Below are 22,224 nucleotides of genomic sequence, written 5' to 3' on the forward strand. Positions count from 1 at the left end.
TTATAAGTGAAAAAAATGACCACGGTCAATTACAAAATTTGACCACGGTCAAAAAACATGCGAACAGGGCATATGCAAAAGACAGTTCAAAAGAGAACCCTTAAAACGCGCGCCCGATTAATTGAGGCGGCAGAGGACGTTATCGAAAGAAACGGCTATCAGGCTTTGCGAGTGGAAGACGTGGTTCAGGCAGCCGGGGTCGCAAAGGGAACCTTTTTTGCGCATTTCCGGGACAAAGACGCGCTGATGGAAATGCTGATTGGTGAGAGGCTGGTTGCCTGTTTCGATCAGGTCGAACAGGGCACCGCCCCACGCACGGCCCCCGAAATCGCCGATGCGCTGCAACCGATCCACGCCTTCATGACGTCCGAGCGCTATGTGTTTGATCTGATCATTCGGTATTCAGGCGCTACGGCAATAACCGAGATAGGGCCCATAGCGCGCTGCTTCGAACGCTATGTCAGACTGGTTGCTGGCTGGTTGGAAACCGCGAAGGTTCGCAAAGACATATCCCCCGATTTGTTGGCCGAGGGGGTTCAGGCCTTTGCTATTCAGTCCATGTCGCTGAAGTTCTGCGCGCTTCATGAGGCAGAGAGTTTTTCAGATAGGTTAGAAATCTATCTGGACGCGTGGTTAACCCCGGCAGCCTGACGGGTGCCGGGGTTCTTTTATCAGCTGTGGATTGGTCCGTCGCCACAGGCCAACGCAGCCTCACGCACGGCTTCCGAATAAGTTGGGTGGGCGTGGCAGGTCAGGGCCAGATCCTCGGCCGAGGCACCAAATTCCATCGCCACGCAAACCTCGTGGATCAGATCGCCAGCACCGGGGCCGATGATGTGGCAGCCCAGAATGCGATCAGTTTCCTTGTCGGCCAGGATTTTGACAAACCCATCGGTCATCAAGTTCGCCTTGGCGCGTCCGTTGCCCATGAACATAAACTTGCCGACTTTATAGGCGCGGCCCTGTTCTTTCAGGGTCTCTTCGGTTTCGCCCACATTTGCGACCTCGGGCCATGTGTAGATCACACCCGGGATGACGCCGTAGTTCACGTGCCCATGCTTGCCCGCAACCTGCTCGGCTGCGGCCATACCTTCATCTTCGGCTTTGTGCGCCAGCATAGGGCCTTCTGTTACGTCACCGATGGCGTAAATGCCCGGCACGTTTGTCTGCCAATCGGCCCCCACTTTGATCTGACCACGCGGTGTCATTTCAACACCCAACGCTTCCAGACCCAAACCATCCGAGTACGGTTTGCGTCCGGTGGCGACCAGTACTGTATCAGCCTCGATCACATGTTCGCTGTCATCCTTGCGCAGTTTGTAGGTCACCTTTGCCTTGGTCTTGGTGGCTTCGGTCTTTTGGACCGCCGCGCCCATGACAAATTTTAGGCCTTGTTTCTTGAGGATGCGCTGGAAGGTTTTCTGAACTTCGGGGTCCATGCCAGGGGTGATCGCGTCGAGGAATTCAACCACAGTCACCTCCGCGCCTAGACGCTGATAGACCGAGCCCAGTTCCAGCCCGATCACGCCCGCGCCGATCACCACCAACTTCTTTGGCACCTTGTTCAGCGACAGAGCGCCGGTCGAAGTCACCACAACCTTTTCGTCAACGTCGACACCGGGCAGTGAGGACGGTTCGGACCCAGATGCGATAATTATGTTCTTGGCGGTGTGAACCTCGTCGCCCACTTTGACCTGACCCGCGGTAGGGATCGAGCCCCAGCCTTTCAACCAGTCGATCTTGTTTTTCTTGAACAGGAATTCGATACCCTTGGTATTGCCGTCGATCGTTTCCTGCTTGTAGCCCTGCATCTGTTTCCAATCGACCGAGGGGCTTTTGCCCTTCAGGCCCATCTTGGCAAAGTTATGCTCGGCCTCATGCAGTTGATGGCTGGCATGCAGCAGCGCCTTCGAGGGGATACAGCCGACGTTCAGGCAGGTTCCACCCAGAGTTTCACGCCCTTCGACGCAGGCAGTCTTCAGACCCAGCTGAGCGCAACGGATGGCGCAAACATAGCCGCCGGGGCCTGATCCGATTACGATAACGTCATAATTTGCCATGTGTCAGGTCCTTATCGTTTACGGGGATGGCGGCAATTTTCTGCACGCCGGGGCGTTTCCCCATTACATTATCCATGTCAGCGACTGAATCAAAAGACAGCCGCCAGCAACATTACAGTGTTGGCCGCCAAGCCAACGATCCAGATCACGGTTCGCCAAGGCGTCCAACCCAATGCGTAGGCGGGGACGTAGAGGATGCGGACGATCAAATAGATCCAGCTACAGGCCGCAGTGAGCCCGTTCGACTGGCCCGAAACCGTCACGACAAGCGCCGCAATTGCGAACAGAACCAACCCTTCGGTGTGGTTGCTGAGGGCACGGTGCAGACGCCCCGAAACCCCCGGTTTGTCAAAAGGGATATCTCGCGGGCCAACCGCAAGGCCAAGGTCAATCTTACCGTGCCCGGCAGCCAGGTAGACCACGAATTGCGCGACCCAAAGTAATGCGGCAAGGGTCAGGACGGTTAGTTCCGTGGTCATCCAGTGGTTCCCTTTGAGCAGTCGAAAGTCATCGCGTTACCCGTTCGTGCCGCGCCCCCAATGGGGAGGCGCAGCCTCATGCTTTCAGACAGGGTCCAGAACCTTGGTCTGGATATGCGCCACGCCACCGCGTTCGTGGTGCATGGCCAGCTCTTCGGATTCGATGAAGCTCTGGGCCCGGTCGAGATCGGTGATCTCGAACAAGGCGACCGCGTGGTCCTTTCGATCAGGGTCTTTCCAGATATGGAGGTCGCGGATGCCCGCGGCCTCCCTCATCGGTTTGTCTTCTTCGAACACCTTTAGCCAGACATCAAAGTCGGCCACGTCGGCTTGCCAGAGTACATGTGTCGCCATGATTACAGATCCATCAGCAGACGGCGCGGGTCTTCCAGCGCCTCTTTCACACGTACAAGGAACGTCACGGCGCCCTTGCCGTCAACAATCCGGTGGTCATAGGACAGTGCCAGATACATCATCGGGCGGATCTTGATCTCACCATTGATGACCATTGGACGGTCCTGGATCTTGTGCATGCCAAGGATACCCGACTGCGGCGGGTTCAGGATCGGTGACGACATAAGCGAGCCATAGACGCCACCGTTCGAGATGGTGAAGGTGCCGCCCTGCATCTCTGCCATGGACAACTTGCCGTCGCGGGCGCGCTTGCCCTTTTCGGCGATGGCCTTCTCGATATCCGCGAAGGACATGCTGTCGGCGTCGCGGATGACAGGAACAACCAGACCTTGCGGCGTACCGGCGGCAACGCCCATGTGCACGAAATTCTTGTAGACGATGTCCGTGCCATCGATCTCGGCGTTGACTTCCGGAACCTCTTTCAGCGCGTGACAGCATGCCTTGGTGAAGAAGGACATAAAGCCCAGTTTCACGCCGTGCTTTTTCAGGAACAGGTCTTTGTATTCATTGCGCAGGCCCATCACCTCGGTCATGTCCACCTCGTTGAAGGTGGTCAGGATTGCCGCAGTGTTCTGCGCATCCTTCAAACGCTTGGCGATGGTTTGGCGCAGGCGGGTCATGCGCACACGCTCTTCGCGGGCGGCATCCTGTGCTGCGACCGGTGCCCGAGGCGCTTGCGCCGGTGCCGGTGCTGCCGCCGTAGGTGCCGGGGCCGCAGCCGTAGCCGCTGCGCGGGCAACATCCTCTTTCATGATCCGCCCATCACGACCGGTGCCTGTGACCTGATCCGCGGACAAACCGGCCTCTGCCATAGCTTTTTCGGCGGATGGCGCGTTGGCGATGTCCTTGCCGGTGCTTGCTGCTGCGGCCGGGGTTGCCGCCGCAGCTGCCGGAGCAGCGACGGACCCTGCCGCTGCGCCGGAAATCACCGCCAGTTTGGCCGACGCCTCAACTGTTGCGCCTTCGGGGGCAACGATTTCTGCCAGAACACCCGCAGCCGGGGCCGGAACCTCGACCGAGACCTTGTCGGTTTCCAGCTCACACAGCATCTCGTCCTGTGCGACGCTGTCGCCGACCTGTTTGAACCATGTCGAAACGGTCGCTTCAGTCACGGATTCACCCAAGGTCGGAACCATGACGTCAACACTGCCGCCAGACGCCGCCGGAGCAGCCGCAGCCGCCGGGGCCGGTGCGGCTACCGGGGCAGGAGCTGCGCCTTCACCTGCAGCGATGGTGGCCAGCAGAGCGTCAACGCCAACGGTTTCACCTTCTGCGGCGACGATTTCGCCCATCACGCCAGCGGCAGGAGAAGGGACTTCGACGGTGACCTTGTCAGTCTCCAACTCACACAACATTTCATCAACCGCGACGGCGTCGCCGGGTTTCTTGAACCATGTCGCAACCGTGGCTTCGGTAACCGACTCGCCAAGCGTGGGAACTCGAACTTCAATGGACATCGATTATTTTCCTTCAATGCTCAGCGCTTCGTCGACCAGCGCTTCTTGTTGGGCTTTGTGTTGGCTGGCCAGACCCGTCGCGGGAGAAGCCGATGTGGAGCGGCCGACGTAACGCGGCCGCGTGTGCTTGGCGCCGATGCGGGTCAGAACCCATTCGATATTCGGTTCGATAAAGGTCCATGCACCCTGGTTCTTGGGTTCTTCCTGACACCAGATCATTTCGGCACCCTTAAAGCGCTCAAGCTCATTAATCAGCGAATGAGCTGGGAAGGGATAGAACTGCTCAATCCGCATCAGGTAGACATCATCGATGCCGCGCGCATCGCGTTCTTCGAGCAGATCGTAGTAGACCTTGCCGGAACACATCACCACGCGTTTGACCTTGTCGTCCTTGACCAATTTGGTTTCAGAGTTTCCGTGCTGTGCATCGTCCCACAACACGCGATGGAAGCTTGAACCAGTGGTGAACTCTTCTGCTGTGCTGACCGCCAGCTTGTGTCGCAGTAACGATTTGGGCGTCACCAAGATCAGCGGCTTGCGGAAGGTCCGGTGCAGCTGACGGCGCAGGATGTGAAAGTAATTCGCAGGGGTCGTGCAGTTGGCCACGATCCAATTGTCCTGACCACACATCTGCAGGAACCGTTCCAGACGCGCTGACGAGTGTTCAGGCCCCTGACCTTCGAAGCCGTGTGGCAACAGGCACACCAGACCGGACATGCGCAGCCATTTGCTTTCGCCCGAGCTGATGAACTGGTCGAACATGATTTGCGCGCCGTTGGCAAAATCACCGAATTGCGCTTCCCACAGGGTCAGTGCATTTGGTTCCGCCAGTGAGAATCCATATTCAAAGCCCAGCACCGCATATTCGCTGAGCATCGAGTCGATCACATCGTATTTCGACTGGCCCTCACGTATGTTGTTCAGCGGGTAGTACCGTTCTTCAGTTTCCTGATGTATGAAACCCGAGTGACGCTGACTGAACGTCCCGCGCGTCGCATCCTGCCCTGAAAGGCGCACCGGATAGCCTTCGGTCAGCAGAGAGCCAAAGGCGAGGGCCTCACCAGTCGCCCAGTCAAACCCTTTGCCGCTTTCGAACATCTGTTTCTTTTGATCCAAAAGACGCGAGACGGTACGGTGCACTGCGATATCGGCTGGTGTGTGGCTCAGCGCGTTGCCAATCTGCGCCAGCGTTTCCGGTTTAATTGCCGTGTCGCCGCGGACATATTCATCTTTGTTCTTGTCCAGATGCGACCAGCGTCCATCCAGCCAGTCAGCCTTGTTGGGCTTATAGTCTTTGCCCGCCTCGAACTCATCATTCAGATGCGCCTGGAAGGCGGCCTTCATATCCTCGATTTCGCCTTCGGGGATAAGGCCGTCTTTCACGAGGCGCTCGGTGTACAGCGACAGCGTGGTCTTATGCGTCTTGATCTTCTTGTACATGATCGGGTTGGTGAACATGGGCTCATCGCCCTCGTTATGCCCGAACCGGCGATAGCAGAAGATGTCGATAACCACGTCCTTGTGGAACTTCTGCCGGAATTCGGTCGCAACCTTGGCGGCATGTGTTACAGCCTCGGGATCGTCGCCATTCACGTGGAAGATCGGTGCCTCAACCATCAGGGCGATATCGGTGGGGTAGGGGCTGGAGCGGCTGAAATGCGGCGCGGTGGTAAAGCCAATCTGGTTGTTCACCACGATATGCATCGTGCCGCCGGTCTTATGACCCTTAAGGCCGGACAGGCCAAAGCCTTCGGCGACAACACCTTGACCCGCAAAGGCCGCATCGCCGTGCAGCAGGATGCCCATCACCTTGGTCCGGTCTTCGTCACCCAACTGATCCTGTTTTGCGCGAACCTTGCCCAGAACAACCGGGTTCACAGCCTCAAGGTGGGAGGGGTTTGCAGTCAGCGACAGATGGACACTGTTGCCATTGAATTCACGGTCGCTGGACGCGCCGAGGTGGTATTTCACATCGCCGGAACCATCCACATCTTCGGGTTTGAAGCTGCCGCCCTGGAACTCGTTGAAGATCGCGCGATAAGGCTTGCGCATAACATTGGCCAGAATGTTCAGGCGGCCCCGGTGCGGCATGCCGATGACGATGTCGCTGACACCCAGCGCACCGCCGCGCTTGATGATCTGCTCCATCGCGGGGATCAAGGCTTCGCCGCCGTCCAGGCCGAAACGCTTGGTGCCCATGTATTTAACGTGCAGGAACTTCTCGAAGCCTTCGGCCTCGACCATCTTGTTCAGGATCGCCTTGCGGCCTTCCTTGGTGAACTGAATTTCCTTGCCGTACCCCTCGATCCGTTCCTTCAGCCACGCGGCTTCTTCCGGATTTGAGATATGCATGTACTGCAGCGCGAATGTGCCGCAATAGGTCCGTTTCACGATCTCGACAATCTGGCGCATGCTGGCCATCTGCAAACCCAGCACGTTGTCGATAAAGATCGGGCGGTCCATGTCGGCTTCGGTGAAGCCATACGTCCTGGGGTCCAATTCCGGGTGGGTGCTGGCGGCGCGCATGCCCAACGGGTCCAGATTAGCAGCAAGATGGCCCCGGATACGATAAGCCCGGATCAGCATCAGTGCCCGCAGACTGTCCAGAACCGCCCGTTTGATCTGGTCTTCGCTGACCTGAACGCCCTTGGCCTCGGCCTTGTCCTTAATCTTGTCGCCTGCCGCCTTGGCGTCGATTTCGGCCCATTCGCCCGTCAACGCGCCAGTCAGGTCATCCGTCGGCATCGGAGGCCAGTCGGTCCGAGCCCAGGATGGCCCTTCGGCCTCGCGCTGGACGTCCGGCGTGGCGTCGCCCATCGCCCGGAAAAAATCGACCCAGGCCGCATCTACAGCGTTCGGGTCCTTGGCGTACTGGGCATAAAGCTGCTCCAGATATTCAGCATTATGCCCCTGCATAAAGCTAGAAGCATGAAAGGCAGAATTGGGCGTATGTTCGGTCATTGGGCTACCTCATGTGGGTTGGGACCGTATTGATTGGTGCCTGGTTGGCTGGGGCGGGTCAGCCACCACAGAACCAGGAGGGGCGACACAAACAAAACAAGCAGTGTCGGGATCACGACCAGCAACGTGGCGCGGGTGAATAGGATGTCCAGATTACCGCCATGCTGAAAACTGGAGGCAAGGCCGATGCCGAAGAACAGAACCGCCCCGGCACCGAGGATCAGCAGGATCGGTAGCAAGGCAAAAAGCCCACTGCGCCCGGTGTCATGCATCCGTCGCCACGCGACGGCCAGATGCGGGATGAACACGATCAAGCCCACGATGCTTTGCACCGGCTGGTTGGACGTTGCAGTGACTTGTTTGATTTCATCGGTCTGTGTCGTGGCGACCTGTGTGAAGAACTGCCAGTCGATGATCCCGGCGATGACGTTCCAGATCACGATGAACAGGAAAAAGAACCAGTACTCGGGCCGCGAGGCACGACCTGAGAAGGTGAAAAACTTGGAGAAACAAGTGCGCATGGCGTCGGAGAAGGTCATGGGGTCACTCCTAACTCGGGCGCTCCGAAACGATTGCTTTGCGGATCTGATGCTACAAGCATCATGCCAATAACGTTGGCGGCAATTAGCGCGCTTGAGATAAATCCAACAAGGAGCACAATTGCTACTAGCACCAAAGCGAATAACCCCAGAAAAAGGATTCCGAAACCGCTACTGGTTAGCAGCACCAACCCGAGCCAGTACATCATCTGATAACCGAGCCAGAGAGTAATCAGAGGCATGAAAGGATAGAATGCCTGACGACCCTCCTCCCCAGTGTCTTGTAACCGGCGGCTCATGGCCGATAGCAGAGGAACAGATGCTACCATTACTACAAACAGTTGCCAGATGCCCAAAATCTCGGCGTTCTGCCAGTTAAGTTGTGTAATCGCTAACATCGGAAAGACCAGCGCGACCGGCGCAAACCACCAGAATTCTGAGCGTGTGGCTCTGCCGGAATAAACCAAGGTTTTCCGCAGTCCGGTCGATATAGCCTGCACTGGTCCCATCAATATTGACCCAACCGGTGAGCATTGCCGGGCAGCGCCCGACCCGCCTCGTTTTGCCGAAGGCAAACCAATGTTTTGGTGGGCGGGCGCATTGCACCCACCCTCGGGCCGGGCGCTGCCCTCAGAACATATACCCGGCCCTCGGTCACTTACCCAATCGCTTCCAGAACAGCCTCACCCAGCTGGGCAGGGCTTTCGGCCACGACGATACCGGCCGAGCGCATGGCTTCGATCTTGTCTTCGGCACCGCCTTTGCCACCGGCGACGATCGCGCCTGCGTGGCCCATGCGGCGGCCCGGAGGAGCCGTGCGACCCGCAATAAAACCAGCGGTGGGTTTCGAGCGGCCCTTCTTGGCCTCATCTGCCAGGAACTGCGCGGCTTCTTCTTCGGCCGAGCCACCGATCTCACCGATCATGATGATCGAGTGGGTTTCGTCATCGGCCAGGAACCATTCCAGCACGTCGATATGCTCAGTCCCTTTGATCGGGTCGCCGCCGATGCCCACGCAGGTGGACTGACCCAGGCCTACGTCTGTTGTCTGTTTCACAGCTTCATAAGTAAGCGTACCCGAGCGGGAAACGACACCCACACTCCCGCGTTTGTGAATGTGGCCGGGCATGATGCCGATCTTGCAGGCATCGGGCGTGATCACACCGGGGCAGTTCGGGCCGATCAGGCGTGACTTGCTGCCCTCTAGAGCGCGCTTCACCTTCATCATGTCCAGAACCGGGATGCCTTCGGTGATGCAGACGATCACTTCCATCTCGGCATCAATCGCTTCGAGGATCGAGTCTGCCGCAAAGGGCGGGGGCACATAGATCACGCTGGCGTTGGCTTCGGTCACATGCTTGGCCTCGTGGACCGAGTTGAATACGGGCAGGTCAAGATGGGTCATCCCGCCTTTGCCGGGGGTCACGCCGCCAACCATCTTGGTGCCATAAGCAATGGCCTGTTCGCTGTGGAATGTGCCCTGTGAGCCGGTAAAGCCCTGACAGATCACTTTGGTATTTTCGTCGATGAGGACTGCCATTTGGCATTCTCCTGTTTTAAGCGGGCCTGAGCCTGCCTGAATTCGTCGGAAAGGTGGGCAAATCCCACCCCACGGAATTGGGATTAGCCTTTGACGGCCTTCACGATCTTCTCGGCACCGTCTTTCAGGTTGTCCGCCGCGATCACGTCCAGGCCAGAGGTGTTGATGATCTCTTTGCCCTTCTCGACATTCGTGCCTTCAAGACGCACAACCAGCGGAACTTTGAGGCCGACTTCTTTCACCGCGGCGACAACGCCCTCGGCAATCACGTCACAGCGCATGATGCCGCCGAAGATGTTGACCAGAATGCCTTTGACCTGCGGGTCCGAGGTGATGATCTTGAACGCTTCGGTCACTTTCTCTTTGGTGGCACCACCACCAACGTCGAGGAAGTTGGCAGGCTCGGCGCCATACAACTTAATAATGTCCATTGTCGCCATCGCCAGACCGGCACCGTTCACCATACAGCCGATCTCACCATCCAGCGCGATGTAGTTCAGGTCGTACTTAGAGGCTTCCAATTCCTTGGGGTCTTCCTCGGTCGTGTCGCGCAGCTCGGCGATATCGGGGTGGCGGTAAACCGCGTTACCGTCAAAGCCGACCTTGGCGTCCAGCACCTTGAGGTCGCCCTTGTCGGACACGATCAGCGGGTTGATTTCCAGCATCTCCATGTCCTTCTCGATGAAGGCGGCGTACAGCTGGCTCATCAGTTTGACGCACTGTTTGACCTGCGCACCCTCCAGGCCCAGCGAGAAGGCGATGCGGCGGCCATGATAGGGCTGATAGCCTGTTGCCGGATCGACCGAGAAGGACAGGATTTTCTCGGGCGTTGCCGCGGCAACCTCTTCGATGTCCATGCCACCTTCGGTCGAACACACGAATGAGATGCGGCTGGTCTGGCGATCCACCAGCAGGGCAAGGTACAGTTCACGCTCGATGCCGGAACCGGCTTCGATGTAGATGCGGTTGACTTGCTTGCCCGCAGGGCCGGTTTGATGCGTGACCAGCGTTCGGCCCAGCATCTTCTTGGCTTCCTCGGATGCTTCTTCCACCGACTTGGTCAGACGAACACCGCCTTTTTCACCGGCATCAGCCTCTTTGAAGGAGCCCTTGCCACGGCCACCCGCGTGGATCTGTGCTTTGACAACCCAGAGCGGGCCATCCAGCTCACCGGCTGCGGTTTTGGCTTCCTCAGCGCGCAGAACCGCGCGACCTTCGGAGACCGGAGCGCCATAGCTGCGAAGAAGCGCTTTGGCCTGATATTCGTGAATGTTCATCGAAACTGTCCTGTCTGACTGCGTTACACCGTTATAGGGGTGTCTAGGGGGCAAGTTTAAAGGGTTTTTTGACAGGGGAGCAGTTTTTCACGAAGATTTTCATTATTTGTGATCACGGTTTTTTTGGGTGTGATCACAAAATGCAATGAAGGTTGCCCGTTTGATTCGTCGTCGTTGACGGCCTTTAGAATAAAGAGAGAATTCAGCTAGCGCTAAACCTAGCCGGTCCGCCGAGATGGCGGATTCAAACGATTACATGGCATCTGTGCCGGGGAAATGTCGATTCAATGGCGCCGCAATCGTTCAAAGAAAAACCCGGCTCACCAAAGGTAAACCGGGTTCTGAATTACCGCTCAAGAGGGATCAGGCCAGCGAGCTGTCGATGCCCTTGCAAGCTTCGATCAGGCCTTTGACGGCGTTGACCGAATTGTCGAACCCGGCCTGTTCGTCTTCGTTCAGCTTGATGTCGACGATCCGTTCGACGCCACCGGCACCGATCACGGTAGGTACGCCTACATAGAGACCGTCAACTCCCAGCTCGCCGCTGCAGTATGCGGCGCAAGGCAGTACGCGCTTCTGGTCTTTCAGATAGGCTTCGGCCATTTCGATCGCCGAAGTGGCAGGCGCGTAGTAAGCCGAGCCAGTTTTCAGCAGGCCAACGATTTCGGCACCGCCATCACGGGTACGCTGAACGATGGCGTCCAACTTATCCTGCGTGGTCCAGCCCATCTCGACCAGATCGGGCAGGGGGATACCGGCAACGGTCGAATAACGCACCGACGGCACCATTGTGTCGCCGTGGCCGCCCAGAACAAACGCGGTGACGTCGCGCATCGAGACGTTGAACTCTTCCGACAGGAAGTGCGCGAAACGGGCCGAGTCCAGAACGCCAGCCATGCCGCAGACTTTGTTGTGCGGCAGGCCCGAGAACTCACGCAGAGCCCAGACCATCGCGTCCAGCGGGTTGGTGATGCAGATCACGAACGCGTCGGGCGCGTGGGCTGCAATGCCTTCGCCAACCGACTTCATGACTTTCAGGTTAATGCCCAACAAGTCATCGCGGCTCATGCCGGGTTTGCGGGCGACGCCAGCGGTGACGATGCAGACGTCTGCGCCTGCGATATCGGCATAATCGCTGGTGCCGGACATGGCTGCGTCGAACCCTTCCGAAGGGCCGGATTCAGCGATGTCGAGCGCTTTGCCTTGCGGCAGCCCGTCTGCGATGTCGAACAGGACTACGTCACCCAGTTCTTTGACAGCTGCGAGGTGCGCAAGCGTGCCGCCGATGTTCCCAGCGCCGATAAGCGCAATCTTGGGTCTGGCCATTTGGAAAATCTCCGGTCGGAATTGAAATCGCGGCTGTGCTAGTCGCTAAATGGCTTTCGCGCAAGTGTTCAGCGGCGCGGCATGCAACCGCATACCGTTTGCACTGCCTGTGCTGATTGCGCTAAACGGCCAAGGATACAGGCCGAAACCGGGGCGCTGCATGTTCGAATTGAACCTGATGTTTTTTGTTGTAGCGATCCCGGCTGTGATCTTTGCGGGTATTTCGAAGGGTGGCTTTGGCTCGGGCGTGGCCTTTGCGTCCTCATCGATTCTGGCGTTGATATTGGAGCCGGGGCAGGCACTGGCGCTGATGCTGCCGATTTTGATGGTGATCGACGTTGCAACTCTTGGGCCCTATTGGAAACGCTGGAGCTGGCCGGATTCGCGCCTGTTGATCCTTGGGGCCGTGCCTGGCGTGGCGTTGGGCGCATGGCTTTATCGCGCCACCGATGATGATCTGCTGCGCCTACTGATCGGGGGGATTTCCATTGGTTTTGTCGTTTGGCACGTCAGTCAATCCAAAGGCTGGGTGCGCGGCTTTACAAACAGACTGCCTGCCCCCGCCGGACTGTTCGCTGGACTGGTTGCTGGCTTCACCAGCTTTGTCAGCCATGCGGGCGGCCCGCCAGCCGCCGTTTACCTGCTGTCGCAACGCCTGTCGAAGACCGAGTTTCAGGCCAGCACTGTATTGGCCTTCTGGGTCATCAACATCACGAAATTTGTGCCTTACGCCTATCTTGGCCTTTTCACTTGGCACACCGCGTGGGCCGATCTGCTTTTGACACCATTTGCGATTCTTGGTGCCTGGCTGGGCGTCCGGGCGCATTTCATGCTGTCCGAGCGCCTGTTCTTTGGCATCGCCTATGTGCTGCTGACGCTCACGGGCAGTAAACTGATCTGGGACGCTTTGACCTGATCAGACGTTGGGCGGCAGGGCATCGGCGATCATTTCATAAGCCTGACCCGAGGCAACAAGGCAGGTCATTCCATCCGGCAATGTCACGGTGATCGTCCAGCTGCCGCTTTGGTCCGACGCATAGAGCTCCATCACCGCGCCTTGACGCGCGATGCCGATCCCCTGGCGCGTTTCGCCGTAAGTTTCGGTCAGCCGTTTTATCACCTCGTCACGTGGTGCGCAGTTGCGGGCGTGGGCCTGTTGCGCAGCCAGAACCATGATTCCGAGGCCCATCGTCATCTTCAGCAGTGTCTTGTGCATCTTTGACCCTTTTCGATTTCTTTTGCCGGTCAGGGTGCCGCCGTTGGACCGAAATCCGGTTAAAGGAACGCACGTTGCGTCGCAAATGCTGCGATGCGGCGATTTTGCGCTTGAACTTTCCGACAAAAAATGCCCCATTCCGCGCAACTTTATTTCTTCGGGAGAAGCCAATGGACTCGCGCCAGCGCCCCTATCGCTCTGTTCTCTATATCCCTGGTTCAAAAGACCGGGCGTTGGACAAGGCACGCACTTTGCCTGTGGACGCGATCATTTTTGATCTTGAGGACGCGGTTTCTGCTGATGAGAAGGGCAATGCACGCGAAACGCTTAAGGCGGCTCTGGCCGCGGGCGGTTATGGGGAACGGGTCAAGATCGTGCGCATCAACGGTCTGGATACCGAATGGGGCCGTGCTGACGCTGAGGCCGTGCGCGAGATGGATGCCGATGTGGTCCTGCTGCCCAAGGTGAATTCAGCTGCGGACGTGGACGCGCTGGCCGCGATTACCGGTGACCTGCCAATCTGGGCGATGATGGAAACCCCGCGCGGGATGCTCAACGCGGCCGAGATTGCCGCCCATCCGCTGATGGCGGGGTTTGTCATGGGTACAAATGATTTGGCGAAGGAGTTGCAAACCCGCTTCCGTCCGGATCGCCTGCCCTTGATGACTTCGCTGGGCCTGTGTCTGCTGGCCGCCAAGGCCGAGGGGCTGATCGTTGTCGATGGTGTCTACAACGCATTCAAGGATACGGAAGGTCTGGCCACCGAATGTGCGCAAGGCCGCGACATGGGTTTTGACGGTAAAACCCTGATCCATCCCGCACAGGTCGATGTCACCAACGCAGCCTATGCCCCGTCGGAGACCGAGATCGATCTGGCCCGTCGCCAGATTGCCGCTTTCGAAGAGGTTGAGGCGCAAGGACAGGGCGTTGCCGTGGTCGACGGCAAGATCGTTGAAAATCTGCACGTTGTAACTGCCCGCGAAATTCTGGCAAAAGCGGAGGCAATTACAGCTTTGCAAGCGGGGTAAGCCAGCATGGGCTTTGTTCTTCTCATTCTCGGTGTGGCACTTTGGTGGGCCGCGCATCTGTTCAAACGTGTGATGCCAGAGCGTCGCGCTGCGATGGGCGAGGCCGGCAAGGGCGCGGTCGCGCTGGCCTTGGTGGCATCGATCCTGCTGATGATCTTCGGCTATCGCATGACCGATTTCATCTATGTCTGGGCCCCGCCTGCCTTCATGATTCACATCAACAACCTTCTGGTGTTGATCGCGATCTTTATGTTGAGCCCGGCCGGAACCAAGGGCCGTATTCTGAACAAGCTCCGCCATCCGATGCTGGGCGGGTTTAAACTGTGGGCTTTTGCGCATTTGCTGGTCAATGGCGATCTGGCCTCGATCATCCTGTTCGGCGGGTTGTTAGCCTGGGCTGTGGTCGAAGTGATTGTGATCAACAAGTCCGAGCCGGATTGGACCCCCGGTGAACCCGGAACCTATAGGAAGGACGCGATGTTCTTTGTGGGCTCGATCGTGCTGCTGGGTGTCATCGGCTACGTTCACGGGCTGGTCGGCCCGTCGCCGTTCCCCTCGTAAGGATTTGACATCATGGCAAAACTCTACCGTTTGTTGACCGAAGAAGACACCTCGGCCTTCTGCCACAAAGTGTCAGATGCTTTGGCAAAAGGGTGGGATCTGTATGGCGACCCGTCCTATGCCTATGACGAAAACAGCCGCATGATGCGCTGCGCGCAAGCCGTGACTAAAGAGGTCGAGGCCGACTATTTACCTGACATGAAACTGGGACAGCAATAATGGCAAAAACCAATCCGGGCCGCTTTTTCGAGGATTATTCCATTGGTCAGGTGTTGCACCATGCCGTGCCGCGCACGGTGACCAATGGCGAGCGGGCGCTGTACCACGCGCTCTATCCGGCGCGGCATGCGCTGTATTCCTCGGACGAGTTCGCCCGGAATTGTGGTCTGCCGCAAAGCCCGATTGATGATCTTGCTGCATTCCATGTCGTGTTTGGCAAGACTGTCCCTGATGTGTCGCTGAATGCGGTCGCCAATCTGGGGTATGCTGAAGGGCGCTGGCTTAAGCCGGTCTATCCCGACGATACCTTGCGTTCGGAATCCGAGGTGATCGGCCTCAAACAGAACTCGAACGGCAAGACCGGTGTTGTCTGGGTGCGCACGCGCGGTCTGAACCAGCGCGATGAGGTTGTCATCGAATACGTGCGTTGGGTCATGGTGCGGAAATCGGATCTGGATGCGCCCGCGCCCGAGACTGTGGTGCCGGAACTGAAAAAGGCGCTGGACGCGAAGGATCTGATCGCGCCCGAGGGCCTTAATTTCTCTCAGTACGATTTCGCTCAGGCTGGTGAGGCGCATCGCTGGGGCGACTATGAGATTGGCGAGAAAATCGATCACGTCGATGGCGTCACGGTCGAAGAGGCCGAACATATGCTGGCGACCCGCCTGTGGCAGAACACCGCCAAGGTGCATTTCGATCTGACCTTCCGCCCCGAAGGGCGGCTGATCTATGGCGGTCACGTGATTTCCATGGCGCGGACCCTGTCGTTCAACGGGCTGGCTAATGCACAGATGATCGTTGGCCTGAACGGTGGCGCGCACGCTAACCCCTGTTTTGCGGGCGACACGATCAAGGCCTGGTCCGAAGTTCTGGACAAGGCGGAAACTGCCATTCCGGGCGTCGGCGCCGTGCGCCTACGGTTGGTCGCAACCAAGGGCGGCGCGCCGTTTGAGTTGAAAAACGAAGACGGTCGTTATCTGCCCAATGTCCTGCTTGATCTGGATTACTGGGCTCTGATGCCGATCTGATACTCGTGGTGACAGTCATTTGATCGCAGCCAGCGCCAATCGTGTTAGGCTGCGGTCATGACCTTGCTTCGCACAATAGCTGCCTGCGTCTGTCTGACGCCACCTGCATATGCTTGCGATTTGGCATTGGCACTCGCTGTAGACGTCTCGGGGTCGGTCGATTCGACTGAGTATCGAATACAAATGGATGGCCTAGCAGCCGGTTTGCGTGACCCGATCGTGTCCGAGGCATTGGTGCGCGGGAAAGCCCGCGTGATGCTGGTGCAGTGGACAGGGTCCTCTCGTCAGATGGTCACTGTTCCGTGGACACATATCGACAGTTTCGAGGCAATTGATCAGTTTGCTGTAAAAGTGGCCAACGATCCCAGGGTCTGGCGCAACTTTTCCACCGCAATTGGCGAGGCGCTGGAATCGACCATGTCCTATTTCGATACGGTGTCGGATTGCAAACGCCACCTGATCGATATCTCTGGCGATGGGGTGTCGAACGAGGGGATTGAACCATCGGACGTACACAGAATTCTGCGGACACGCGGTGTGACGGTGAACGCGATTGCAATCGAAGAAAGCGAACCGGATCTGACCGCGTATTTCTTTGAAAATGTGATCGTGGGCGAGGGGGCGTTTGTCGTCTCAGCCTCAGGGTTTGCTGATTACCCCGAGCGGATTCGTAAGAAACTGCTGCGCGAGGTGACCCAGCAAACCGCTGATCTGAAATAGCCAAACAACAGAATCGGGTCTGTAGGCGCTAACATCATAAAGGATGGAAACTTTTTGTGATCACGAGCTTATTTTGTGTGATCACATAATGCAAATATCCGTCATTTTGCGTCAATTGTGAACTTTTTTGCATCTGCAGCACGTGACAGAACCGCAAAAAACAGTAAAACCCTCGGAAGCCAACCGTAAAGGAGCCAACATGGCCGATGTAAATCGGGGCAACCGCCCTCTTTCACCTCACCTCACGATCTACCGCCCCCAACTGACTTCGATGACATCGATCCTTGTGCGCATCACGGGTATTGCGTCGCTAGCGATCGCATTCTTTGTCGTCTGGTGGTTCCTGGCGGCGGCAACATCCGAAACGGCATTCAACTTCATCGATGGGCTGATGAGAAGCTGGCTGGGTGATCTGGTGATGTTCGCTGCGACCTGGGCGATCTTCTATCACATGCTGGGTCGTCTGCGTCACGTGATCTGGGATCTGGGGTATTGCGTAGATGTCGGTATCTCCGAAAAGATGGGGATCGGCATGCTGGTGTTGGCCACCATCCTCGCCTTCATCACGGCAATTGCGGTTTAAGGAGATTGGCCATGAATTACCTCACTGACCGCAAACGCGCGCAGGGTGCCGGTGCCGGAGGCGAAGGTACGCATCATCACTGGCAGATGATGGTAAGCTCGGCGGCACTTGTCTTTCTTGTACCGCTGTTTGTCTTCGTCTTCGCAAACGGATTGGGCAGGTCATACGAAGAAGTCCTGGTTTATTATGGCCGTCCCTTCCCGGCGATTGTGACCGGGCTGACAATGGTTGTCGTCATCATCCATCTGGTCCACGAAACTCAGGTCGCAATTGAAGACTATGTCCATGGTGTCGCAGAAAAGCTGAGCCTCATGGCCGTCGCGGCGTTTGGCTACACATTGATAGCTGCCGGGCTGTTTGCCCTGATCAAGCTGGCTCTGTGAAACGCGCGGTAAGGAAATAATCAAATGACAGCTGCATACGAATACGAAACACACGAATATGACGTGGTTGTTGTCGGCGCTGGCGGCGCTGGTCTGCGCGCCACACTGGGCATGGCAGAACAAGGTCTGCGCACGGCATGTGTCACGAAGGTGTTTCCGACACGCTCGCACACGGTTGCCGCGCAGGGCGGGATCGCCGCATCTCTGTCCAATATGGGCCCGGACCACTGGCAGTGGCACATGTACGACACCGTCAAAGGCTCGGACTGGCTGGGTGACACCGATGCAATGGAATACCTTGCGCGTGAGGCACCCAAGGCCGTGTATGAGCTGGAACACTACGGTGTTCCGTTCAGCCGTACTGAAGAGGGCAAGATCTACCAACGCCCGTTCGGTGGTCACACCACCGAATTCGGCGAAGGTCCTGCCGTGCAGCGGACCTGTGCGGCTGCTGACCGGACCGGTCACGCGATCCTGCACACGCTCTATGGTCAAAGCCTCAAGAACAACGCCGAGTTCTATATCGAATACTTCGCCATCGACCTGATCATGTCCGAAGACGGGCAGTGTCAGGGTGTCGTCTGCTGGAAGTTGGACGACGGCACGATGCATGTCTTCAACGCCAAGATGGTAGTGCTGGCAACCGGCGGTTACGGCCGCGCCTACTTCAGCGCAACATCGGCCCATACCTGCACCGGCGATGGTGGCGGCATGGTGGCCCGCGCAGGGCTGGCCCTGCAGGACATGGAGTTCGTTCAGTTCCACCCGACCGGCATTTACGGTTCTGGCTGTCTGATCACCGAAGGCGCGCGTGGTGAGGGCGGTTACCTAACCAACTCGGAAGGCGAACGGTTCATGGAGCGTTATGCGCCCCAGTACAAGGACCTCGCGCCTCGCGATTACGTCTCGCGTTCGATGACAATGGAGATCCGCGAAGGCCGTGGCCATGGTGACGGTGGCGACCACATTCACCTGAACCTCAGCCACTTGCCGGCCGAGGCGCTGGCCGAACGTCTGCCAGGGATTTCGGAATCGGCGCGCGTTTTTGCGGGCGTAGACGTCACCAAGGAACCGATCCCGGTTCTGCCGACCGTGCACTACAACATGGGCGGCATTCCGACCAACTATTGGGGTGAGGTTCTGAACCCGACCGCTGACAACCCGACGGGCGTTGTCCCCGGATTGATGGCTGTGGGAGAAGCGGGCTGTGCCTCGGTCCACGGGGCGAACCGTTTGGGCTCGAACTCACTGATCGACCTCGTGGTCTTTGGCCGCGCTGCTGCAATCAAAGCGGGCAAGGTTGTGGATGCCGAGGCACCGAACCCGGTGCTGAATCAGGCGTCCGTCGATAAGGCGTTCGACCGCTTTGACGCGGTACGTAATGCCAGCGGTGCAATCGCTACCGCCGATCTGCGTCTTGAGATGCAGAAGACCATGCAGGAAGACGCAGCGGTCTTCCGGACAGCAAAAACCATGGCCGAGGGCGTCGACAAGATGACGGCGATCGCCGCCAAGATGGACGACCTGAAAGTCAGCGACCGCTCGCTGGTCTGGAACAGCGACCTGATGGAAACGCTGGAGCTGACCAACCTGATGCCAAGTGCGTTGGCCACGATTGTCGGCGCCGAGGCGCGTAAGGAATCCCGCGGCGCGCACGCGCATGAAGATTTCACCGAGCGCGATGATGAGAACTGGCGCGTCCATACGGTGTCGCGTGTTGATGGCAACCAGGTTGATCTCAGCTATCGCCCGGTCATTGCCGATCCGCTGACAACCGAAGATGAAGGCGGCATCAGCCTGCAGAAAATCGCGCCCAAAGCGCGGACGTTCTGATGTCGTAAAACCTAAAGACGCGACAGAGACCGAGAGGCGACGCGGTGATTAGTATCGTTGAGAGAAAAGGACCATACGCACTCAAAGACTGTGGAACCCGTTTCTGCGGCCCCGCCAGTGTTGATGTGCGAGCATGAGTAATTTTTCCTCAAACGAATACTGGACCAATCGTTACGCGCAGGGCAAAAACTCTGGCGCTGGGTCTTATGGCCGGTTGGCGGTTTACAAGGCCAATTTCATCAACACCCTAGTCGAAGTTGAAGACGTACAATCGGTTGTCGAATTGGGCAGTGGCGATGGCAATCAGGCAAGCCTTTTTGATATCCCTCAATTCACAGGTCTGGATATCTCGGAAGACTGCGTGCGCAAGTGTAATGCCCAATTCAGCGAGCGTTCAGGCTGGACGTTTCTTCCGGCAGATGCGGACGTCGAGCCGCACGACGCTGCATTGTCCCTGGACGTCATTTATCATCTGGTCGAAGACGAAGTTTTTGAGGCCTATATGCACCGGCTGTTTTCTTTGGCAAAACGGTTTGTGGTGATTTATTCGTCCGATTTCGTCTTTGACCCAAACAACGCTCATGTGCGCCATCGCGAGTATTCGAACTGGGTCGCAGACCGGTTCTCAAATTGGAAGATGTATTGCGGTGAGACAAACCCGTTCAATCGGGACGGCCACGGCAATTCCCGCAGATACAGTTTCGCTTCGTTTAAAGTTTTCGAAAGGTTGAGTGATGGCGGTTAGAGCACATATGGCCTCGTACCCTTTACGAGAAAAAATGTTACCCCTTGCCGTGCAGTCGATCATCGATCAGGTGGACGCGCTGTACCTGTGCCTGAACGAATGGGGTGAAGTTCCGACGGAGTTTAGAGACAACCCCAAGATAAACGCCTTTGTACCGGAAGAGGATCAGAAGGATGTCGGTAAGTTCTTCACGACACCCGACCCCGACGACATCGTTTTCTTCGTCGATGATGATCTGATCTATAGCGAAATTTTCGTAAAGCACATGGTTCAGCGGCTCGAGGAAAAGGGGCCGGAGAAAGTGGTTTTTGGAACACACGCGTCGACCTACACTGACAAGGCTCCGACCAGCCATCGGCAACGAGATGTGGTCAAGGGCGGCCAACCATTGCGCCGGATGCAGCGCGTTGATCAACTTGCAACATGTGGCATGGTTGCGATGGGTAAGAACGTCGCTCCGTATGAATTCATGAAAGACAGCCAGAAATTCGTGGATGTCCGCTATGCGCGTTGGCTGTACGAAAATGGAATCGAAAGCTGGGCAATTGACCGGCAGGAATGGGGATTTGTCCGGCGTGTGCCCACCGAAGGTGAGCACGAAACAATCTTCAAGACTTTTACCAGAAGGACGCCCCAAGCAGTTTTGGATGAAATCGCGGTTTTTGCCGCGCGAACGACGGGTATTGTGTAACAGGTGATCGCATCTAGGTCAGTTCAATCAACGCGCGTTTCAGGTCGCCGGATATTCGGTGCGGGCTGCGTTCAACCGCAAAGGCGAGACAGGCCTGACGTTTTTCGGCCAGTTCCTCATCGGACATGCTGAGCACACGCATCATCATGCGGATCAGGCCTCTTGGGTTCCGCGCGGGATAGAGCAGATCATGACAGGCCTCCGGTGTAGTATGCTTGTGCGCATCAATGTCGGGGCCGATAATCGGCAAGCCATAGGTCTGCGCCAGCATTGCCGTTCCCGAGGTAAAAGTGGTCGTCGACGGCAGCATGTATGCATGCGCATTTGAGAACACTTGGGCTATTTCGGAATCAGGAATTCGATCAGGAATAACCGTAGTATTTCGGTTTGATCGCATGCGGCGCATCAGGCGGCGGCCGGACGGATACACCCGCCCGACGACTGATACCTGAAAGTCGTGACCACGATTGGTCATTTTTTTTGCGGCATCTTCCAACCGTTCCAATTCACGGCTGCCCCGCATTGTTCCAAAGCTTAAAAAATGGGTGCGCTCGCGCAGGGGAAGGGGGCGTTTCAATGTTTGCTCTGACGGCTCGTAAACACCAAGATAGCTCGGATGCGGAATGAGGCGCAGTTTATCCGGGTCAGCGCCATATTCATCAATCATATGTTGCCGGGCATGGGGCGTGTGAACATGAATCAGGTCGACAATTTCCGCCAATTCCCGGCGGTTATTGCGGAAGTAATCCGTCTTGACTCCTTCGGAATGCGCGAACTGATTGTGAATGGTCCAGATCACGCGCCCGCCATTGGCCTGGTATTGTCTCAAGCCGTCACAGGTAGAACGAAAAACAGAAGCCTGCACTTCCGTTTCCGGCTTGGGGAACAACCGGTCGTCCCAATGAATATGAATTATGCTTTGATCGGGTTGGAAATCAGCCTTTGCAAACGCGGACAAAGGAGCGCTTCTGGAAGCAATCAAGCAGAACTCTGGCTTGCAGGCCGAATAAAGCATGTTCTGGTAGGGGTTCTTATTGCCGTAGGGTATGTTGACAACATTAATCGGCATTCACTGTCCTGAACTCAACTCGTTTCTTCAGCGGCACGATCCTTGTGCGCCGCAGGAATTTTGTGGTGAACTTGCCCAATTTTCTTGGGTGTTTT

The 22,224-nt window shown here is 57.1% G+C and carries 24 protein-coding genes; 12 read left to right on the forward strand and 12 right to left on the reverse strand.

From position 1 onward, the window contains the following. The first annotated feature begins 72 nt into the window (after positions 1-72). Positions 73-651: a TetR/AcrR family transcriptional regulator gene (locus AC2FID_RS13695; protein ID WP_282152483.1), complete on the forward strand. Its 579-nt coding sequence runs from the start codon at positions 73-75 to the stop codon at positions 649-651. 20 nt (positions 652-671) lie between these two features. On the opposite strand, the gene lpdA is transcribed toward AC2FID_RS13695, so the two are convergent. The 10 genes from lpdA to mdh all read right to left on the reverse strand — a co-directional run bounded on the left by lpdA (position 672) and on the right by mdh (position 12,053). Beyond that, on the reverse strand, positions 672-2,060 hold the full coding sequence (gene lpdA, locus AC2FID_RS13700) for a dihydrolipoyl dehydrogenase (protein ID WP_496722941.1): 1,389 nt from the start codon (positions 2,058-2,060) through the stop codon (positions 672-674). An 89-nt stretch (positions 2,061-2,149) separates the two neighbouring features. Continuing rightward, entirely contained in the window at positions 2,150-2,539 is a 390-nt protein-coding gene (locus tag AC2FID_RS13705) for an MAPEG family protein (protein ID WP_472722843.1), read from the reverse strand. 84 nt (positions 2,540-2,623) lie between these two features. Beyond that, on the reverse strand, positions 2,624-2,893 hold the full coding sequence (locus AC2FID_RS13710) for a hypothetical protein (protein WP_058273540.1): 270 nt from the start codon (positions 2,891-2,893) through the stop codon (positions 2,624-2,626). A 2-nt stretch (positions 2,894-2,895) separates the two neighbouring features. Further along, the gene (odhB, locus tag AC2FID_RS13715) at positions 2,896-4,410 is read right to left on the reverse strand and encodes a 2-oxoglutarate dehydrogenase complex dihydrolipoyllysine-residue succinyltransferase (protein WP_109312907.1); all 1,515 of its coding nucleotides are present in this window, start codon (positions 4,408-4,410) and stop codon (positions 2,896-2,898) included. A 3-nt stretch (positions 4,411-4,413) separates the two neighbouring features. Next, positions 4,414-7,371, reverse strand: a complete 2,958-nt coding sequence (locus AC2FID_RS13720; RefSeq protein ID WP_058278793.1) for a 2-oxoglutarate dehydrogenase E1 component — start codon at positions 7,369-7,371, stop codon at positions 4,414-4,416. Then, positions 7,368-7,910 carry a DUF805 domain-containing protein gene (locus AC2FID_RS13725; RefSeq protein WP_282120106.1) on the reverse strand — a complete coding sequence of 181 codons (543 nt, stop codon included), beginning with the start codon at positions 7,908-7,910 and terminating at the stop codon, positions 7,368-7,370. Before AC2FID_RS13725 ends, AC2FID_RS13720 begins: the two co-directional genes overlap by 4 nt. Beyond that, a complete protein-coding gene (locus tag AC2FID_RS13730) occupies positions 7,907-8,419 on the reverse strand; it encodes a DUF805 domain-containing protein (RefSeq protein WP_282120107.1) in 513 nt (170 codons plus the stop codon). Before AC2FID_RS13730 ends, AC2FID_RS13725 begins: the two co-directional genes overlap by 4 nt. 149 nt (positions 8,420-8,568) lie before the next feature. Further along, positions 8,569-9,450, reverse strand: coding sequence for a succinate--CoA ligase subunit alpha (gene sucD / locus AC2FID_RS13735; RefSeq protein WP_058273535.1), 882 nt, complete (start codon positions 9,448-9,450; stop codon positions 8,569-8,571). A gap of 83 nt (positions 9,451-9,533) precedes the next feature. Beyond that, positions 9,534-10,727 carry an ADP-forming succinate--CoA ligase subunit beta gene (gene sucC, locus AC2FID_RS13740; protein ID WP_496837291.1) on the reverse strand — a complete coding sequence of 398 codons (1,194 nt, stop codon included), beginning with the start codon at positions 10,725-10,727 and terminating at the stop codon, positions 9,534-9,536. 363 nt (positions 10,728-11,090) lie between these two features. Continuing rightward, positions 11,091-12,053, reverse strand: coding sequence for a malate dehydrogenase (gene mdh / locus AC2FID_RS13745; protein ID WP_058273532.1), 963 nt, complete (start codon positions 12,051-12,053; stop codon positions 11,091-11,093). Positions 12,054-12,213: 160 nt separating this feature from the next. On the opposite strand from mdh, the gene AC2FID_RS13750 reads away from it, so the two are divergent. Then, the gene (locus tag AC2FID_RS13750; protein WP_058273684.1) at positions 12,214-12,969 is read left to right on the forward strand and encodes a sulfite exporter TauE/SafE family protein; all 756 of its coding nucleotides are present in this window, start codon (positions 12,214-12,216) and stop codon (positions 12,967-12,969) included. On the opposite strand, the gene AC2FID_RS13755 is transcribed toward AC2FID_RS13750, so the two are convergent. After that, positions 12,970-13,269: a hypothetical protein gene (locus AC2FID_RS13755; protein WP_282120109.1), complete on the reverse strand. Its 300-nt coding sequence runs from the start codon at positions 13,267-13,269 to the stop codon at positions 12,970-12,972. It abuts the gene before it with no gap. Between the two features lie 170 nt (positions 13,270-13,439). Between AC2FID_RS13755 and AC2FID_RS13760 the strand changes: the two genes are divergently transcribed. The 10 genes from AC2FID_RS13760 to AC2FID_RS13805 all read left to right on the forward strand — a co-directional run bounded on the left by AC2FID_RS13760 (position 13,440) and on the right by AC2FID_RS13805 (position 21,060). Next, positions 13,440-14,297, forward strand: a complete 858-nt coding sequence (locus AC2FID_RS13760) for an HpcH/HpaI aldolase/citrate lyase family protein (RefSeq protein ID WP_496756445.1) — start codon at positions 13,440-13,442, stop codon at positions 14,295-14,297. A 6-nt stretch (positions 14,298-14,303) separates the two neighbouring features. Next, entirely contained in the window at positions 14,304-14,858 is a 555-nt protein-coding gene (locus AC2FID_RS13765; RefSeq protein WP_496837293.1) for an NnrU family protein, read from the forward strand. A 12-nt stretch (positions 14,859-14,870) separates the two neighbouring features. Then, the gene (locus AC2FID_RS13770; RefSeq protein WP_496837295.1) at positions 14,871-15,077 is read left to right on the forward strand and encodes a DUF1737 domain-containing protein; all 207 of its coding nucleotides are present in this window, start codon (positions 14,871-14,873) and stop codon (positions 15,075-15,077) included. Beyond that, positions 15,077-16,105, forward strand: coding sequence for a MaoC family dehydratase (locus AC2FID_RS13775; protein ID WP_496837297.1), 1,029 nt, complete (start codon positions 15,077-15,079; stop codon positions 16,103-16,105). The genes AC2FID_RS13770 and AC2FID_RS13775 overlap by 1 nt, the downstream gene beginning before the upstream one ends. Positions 16,106-16,162: 57 nt before the next feature. Then, entirely contained in the window at positions 16,163-16,825 is a 663-nt protein-coding gene (locus AC2FID_RS13780) for a DUF1194 domain-containing protein (protein ID WP_496756433.1), read from the forward strand. A gap of 199 nt (positions 16,826-17,024) precedes the next feature. After that, positions 17,025-17,408 (forward strand): succinate dehydrogenase, cytochrome b556 subunit, encoded by a 384-nt coding sequence (sdhC, locus tag AC2FID_RS13785; RefSeq protein WP_058278905.1) that lies wholly within the window; start codon positions 17,025-17,027, stop codon positions 17,406-17,408. A gap of 11 nt (positions 17,409-17,419) precedes the next feature. Beyond that, complete coding sequence (gene sdhD, locus AC2FID_RS13790; RefSeq protein ID WP_496698770.1) at positions 17,420-17,791, forward strand: succinate dehydrogenase, hydrophobic membrane anchor protein; 372 nt, start codon at positions 17,420-17,422, stop codon at positions 17,789-17,791. Between the two features lie 24 nt (positions 17,792-17,815). Continuing rightward, positions 17,816-19,624, forward strand: coding sequence for a succinate dehydrogenase flavoprotein subunit (gene sdhA / locus AC2FID_RS13795; protein WP_496734360.1), 1,809 nt, complete (start codon positions 17,816-17,818; stop codon positions 19,622-19,624). 133 nt (positions 19,625-19,757) lie between these two features. Continuing rightward, the gene (locus AC2FID_RS13800; protein ID WP_496756425.1) at positions 19,758-20,369 is read left to right on the forward strand and encodes a class I SAM-dependent methyltransferase; all 612 of its coding nucleotides are present in this window, start codon (positions 19,758-19,760) and stop codon (positions 20,367-20,369) included. Positions 20,370-20,403: 34 nt separating this feature from the next. After that, the gene (locus AC2FID_RS13805; protein WP_496698774.1) at positions 20,404-21,060 is read left to right on the forward strand and encodes a hypothetical protein; all 657 of its coding nucleotides are present in this window, start codon (positions 20,404-20,406) and stop codon (positions 21,058-21,060) included. Between the two features lie 13 nt (positions 21,061-21,073). Here AC2FID_RS13805 and AC2FID_RS13810 read toward each other — a convergent pair whose 3' ends face one another. Next, a complete protein-coding gene (locus AC2FID_RS13810) occupies positions 21,074-22,129 on the reverse strand; it encodes a glycosyltransferase family 4 protein (RefSeq protein ID WP_496837299.1) in 1,056 nt (351 codons plus the stop codon). Positions 22,130-22,224 lie beyond the last annotated feature (95 nt).

This window comes from Ruegeria sp. CDSC068 (assembly GCF_059610545.1).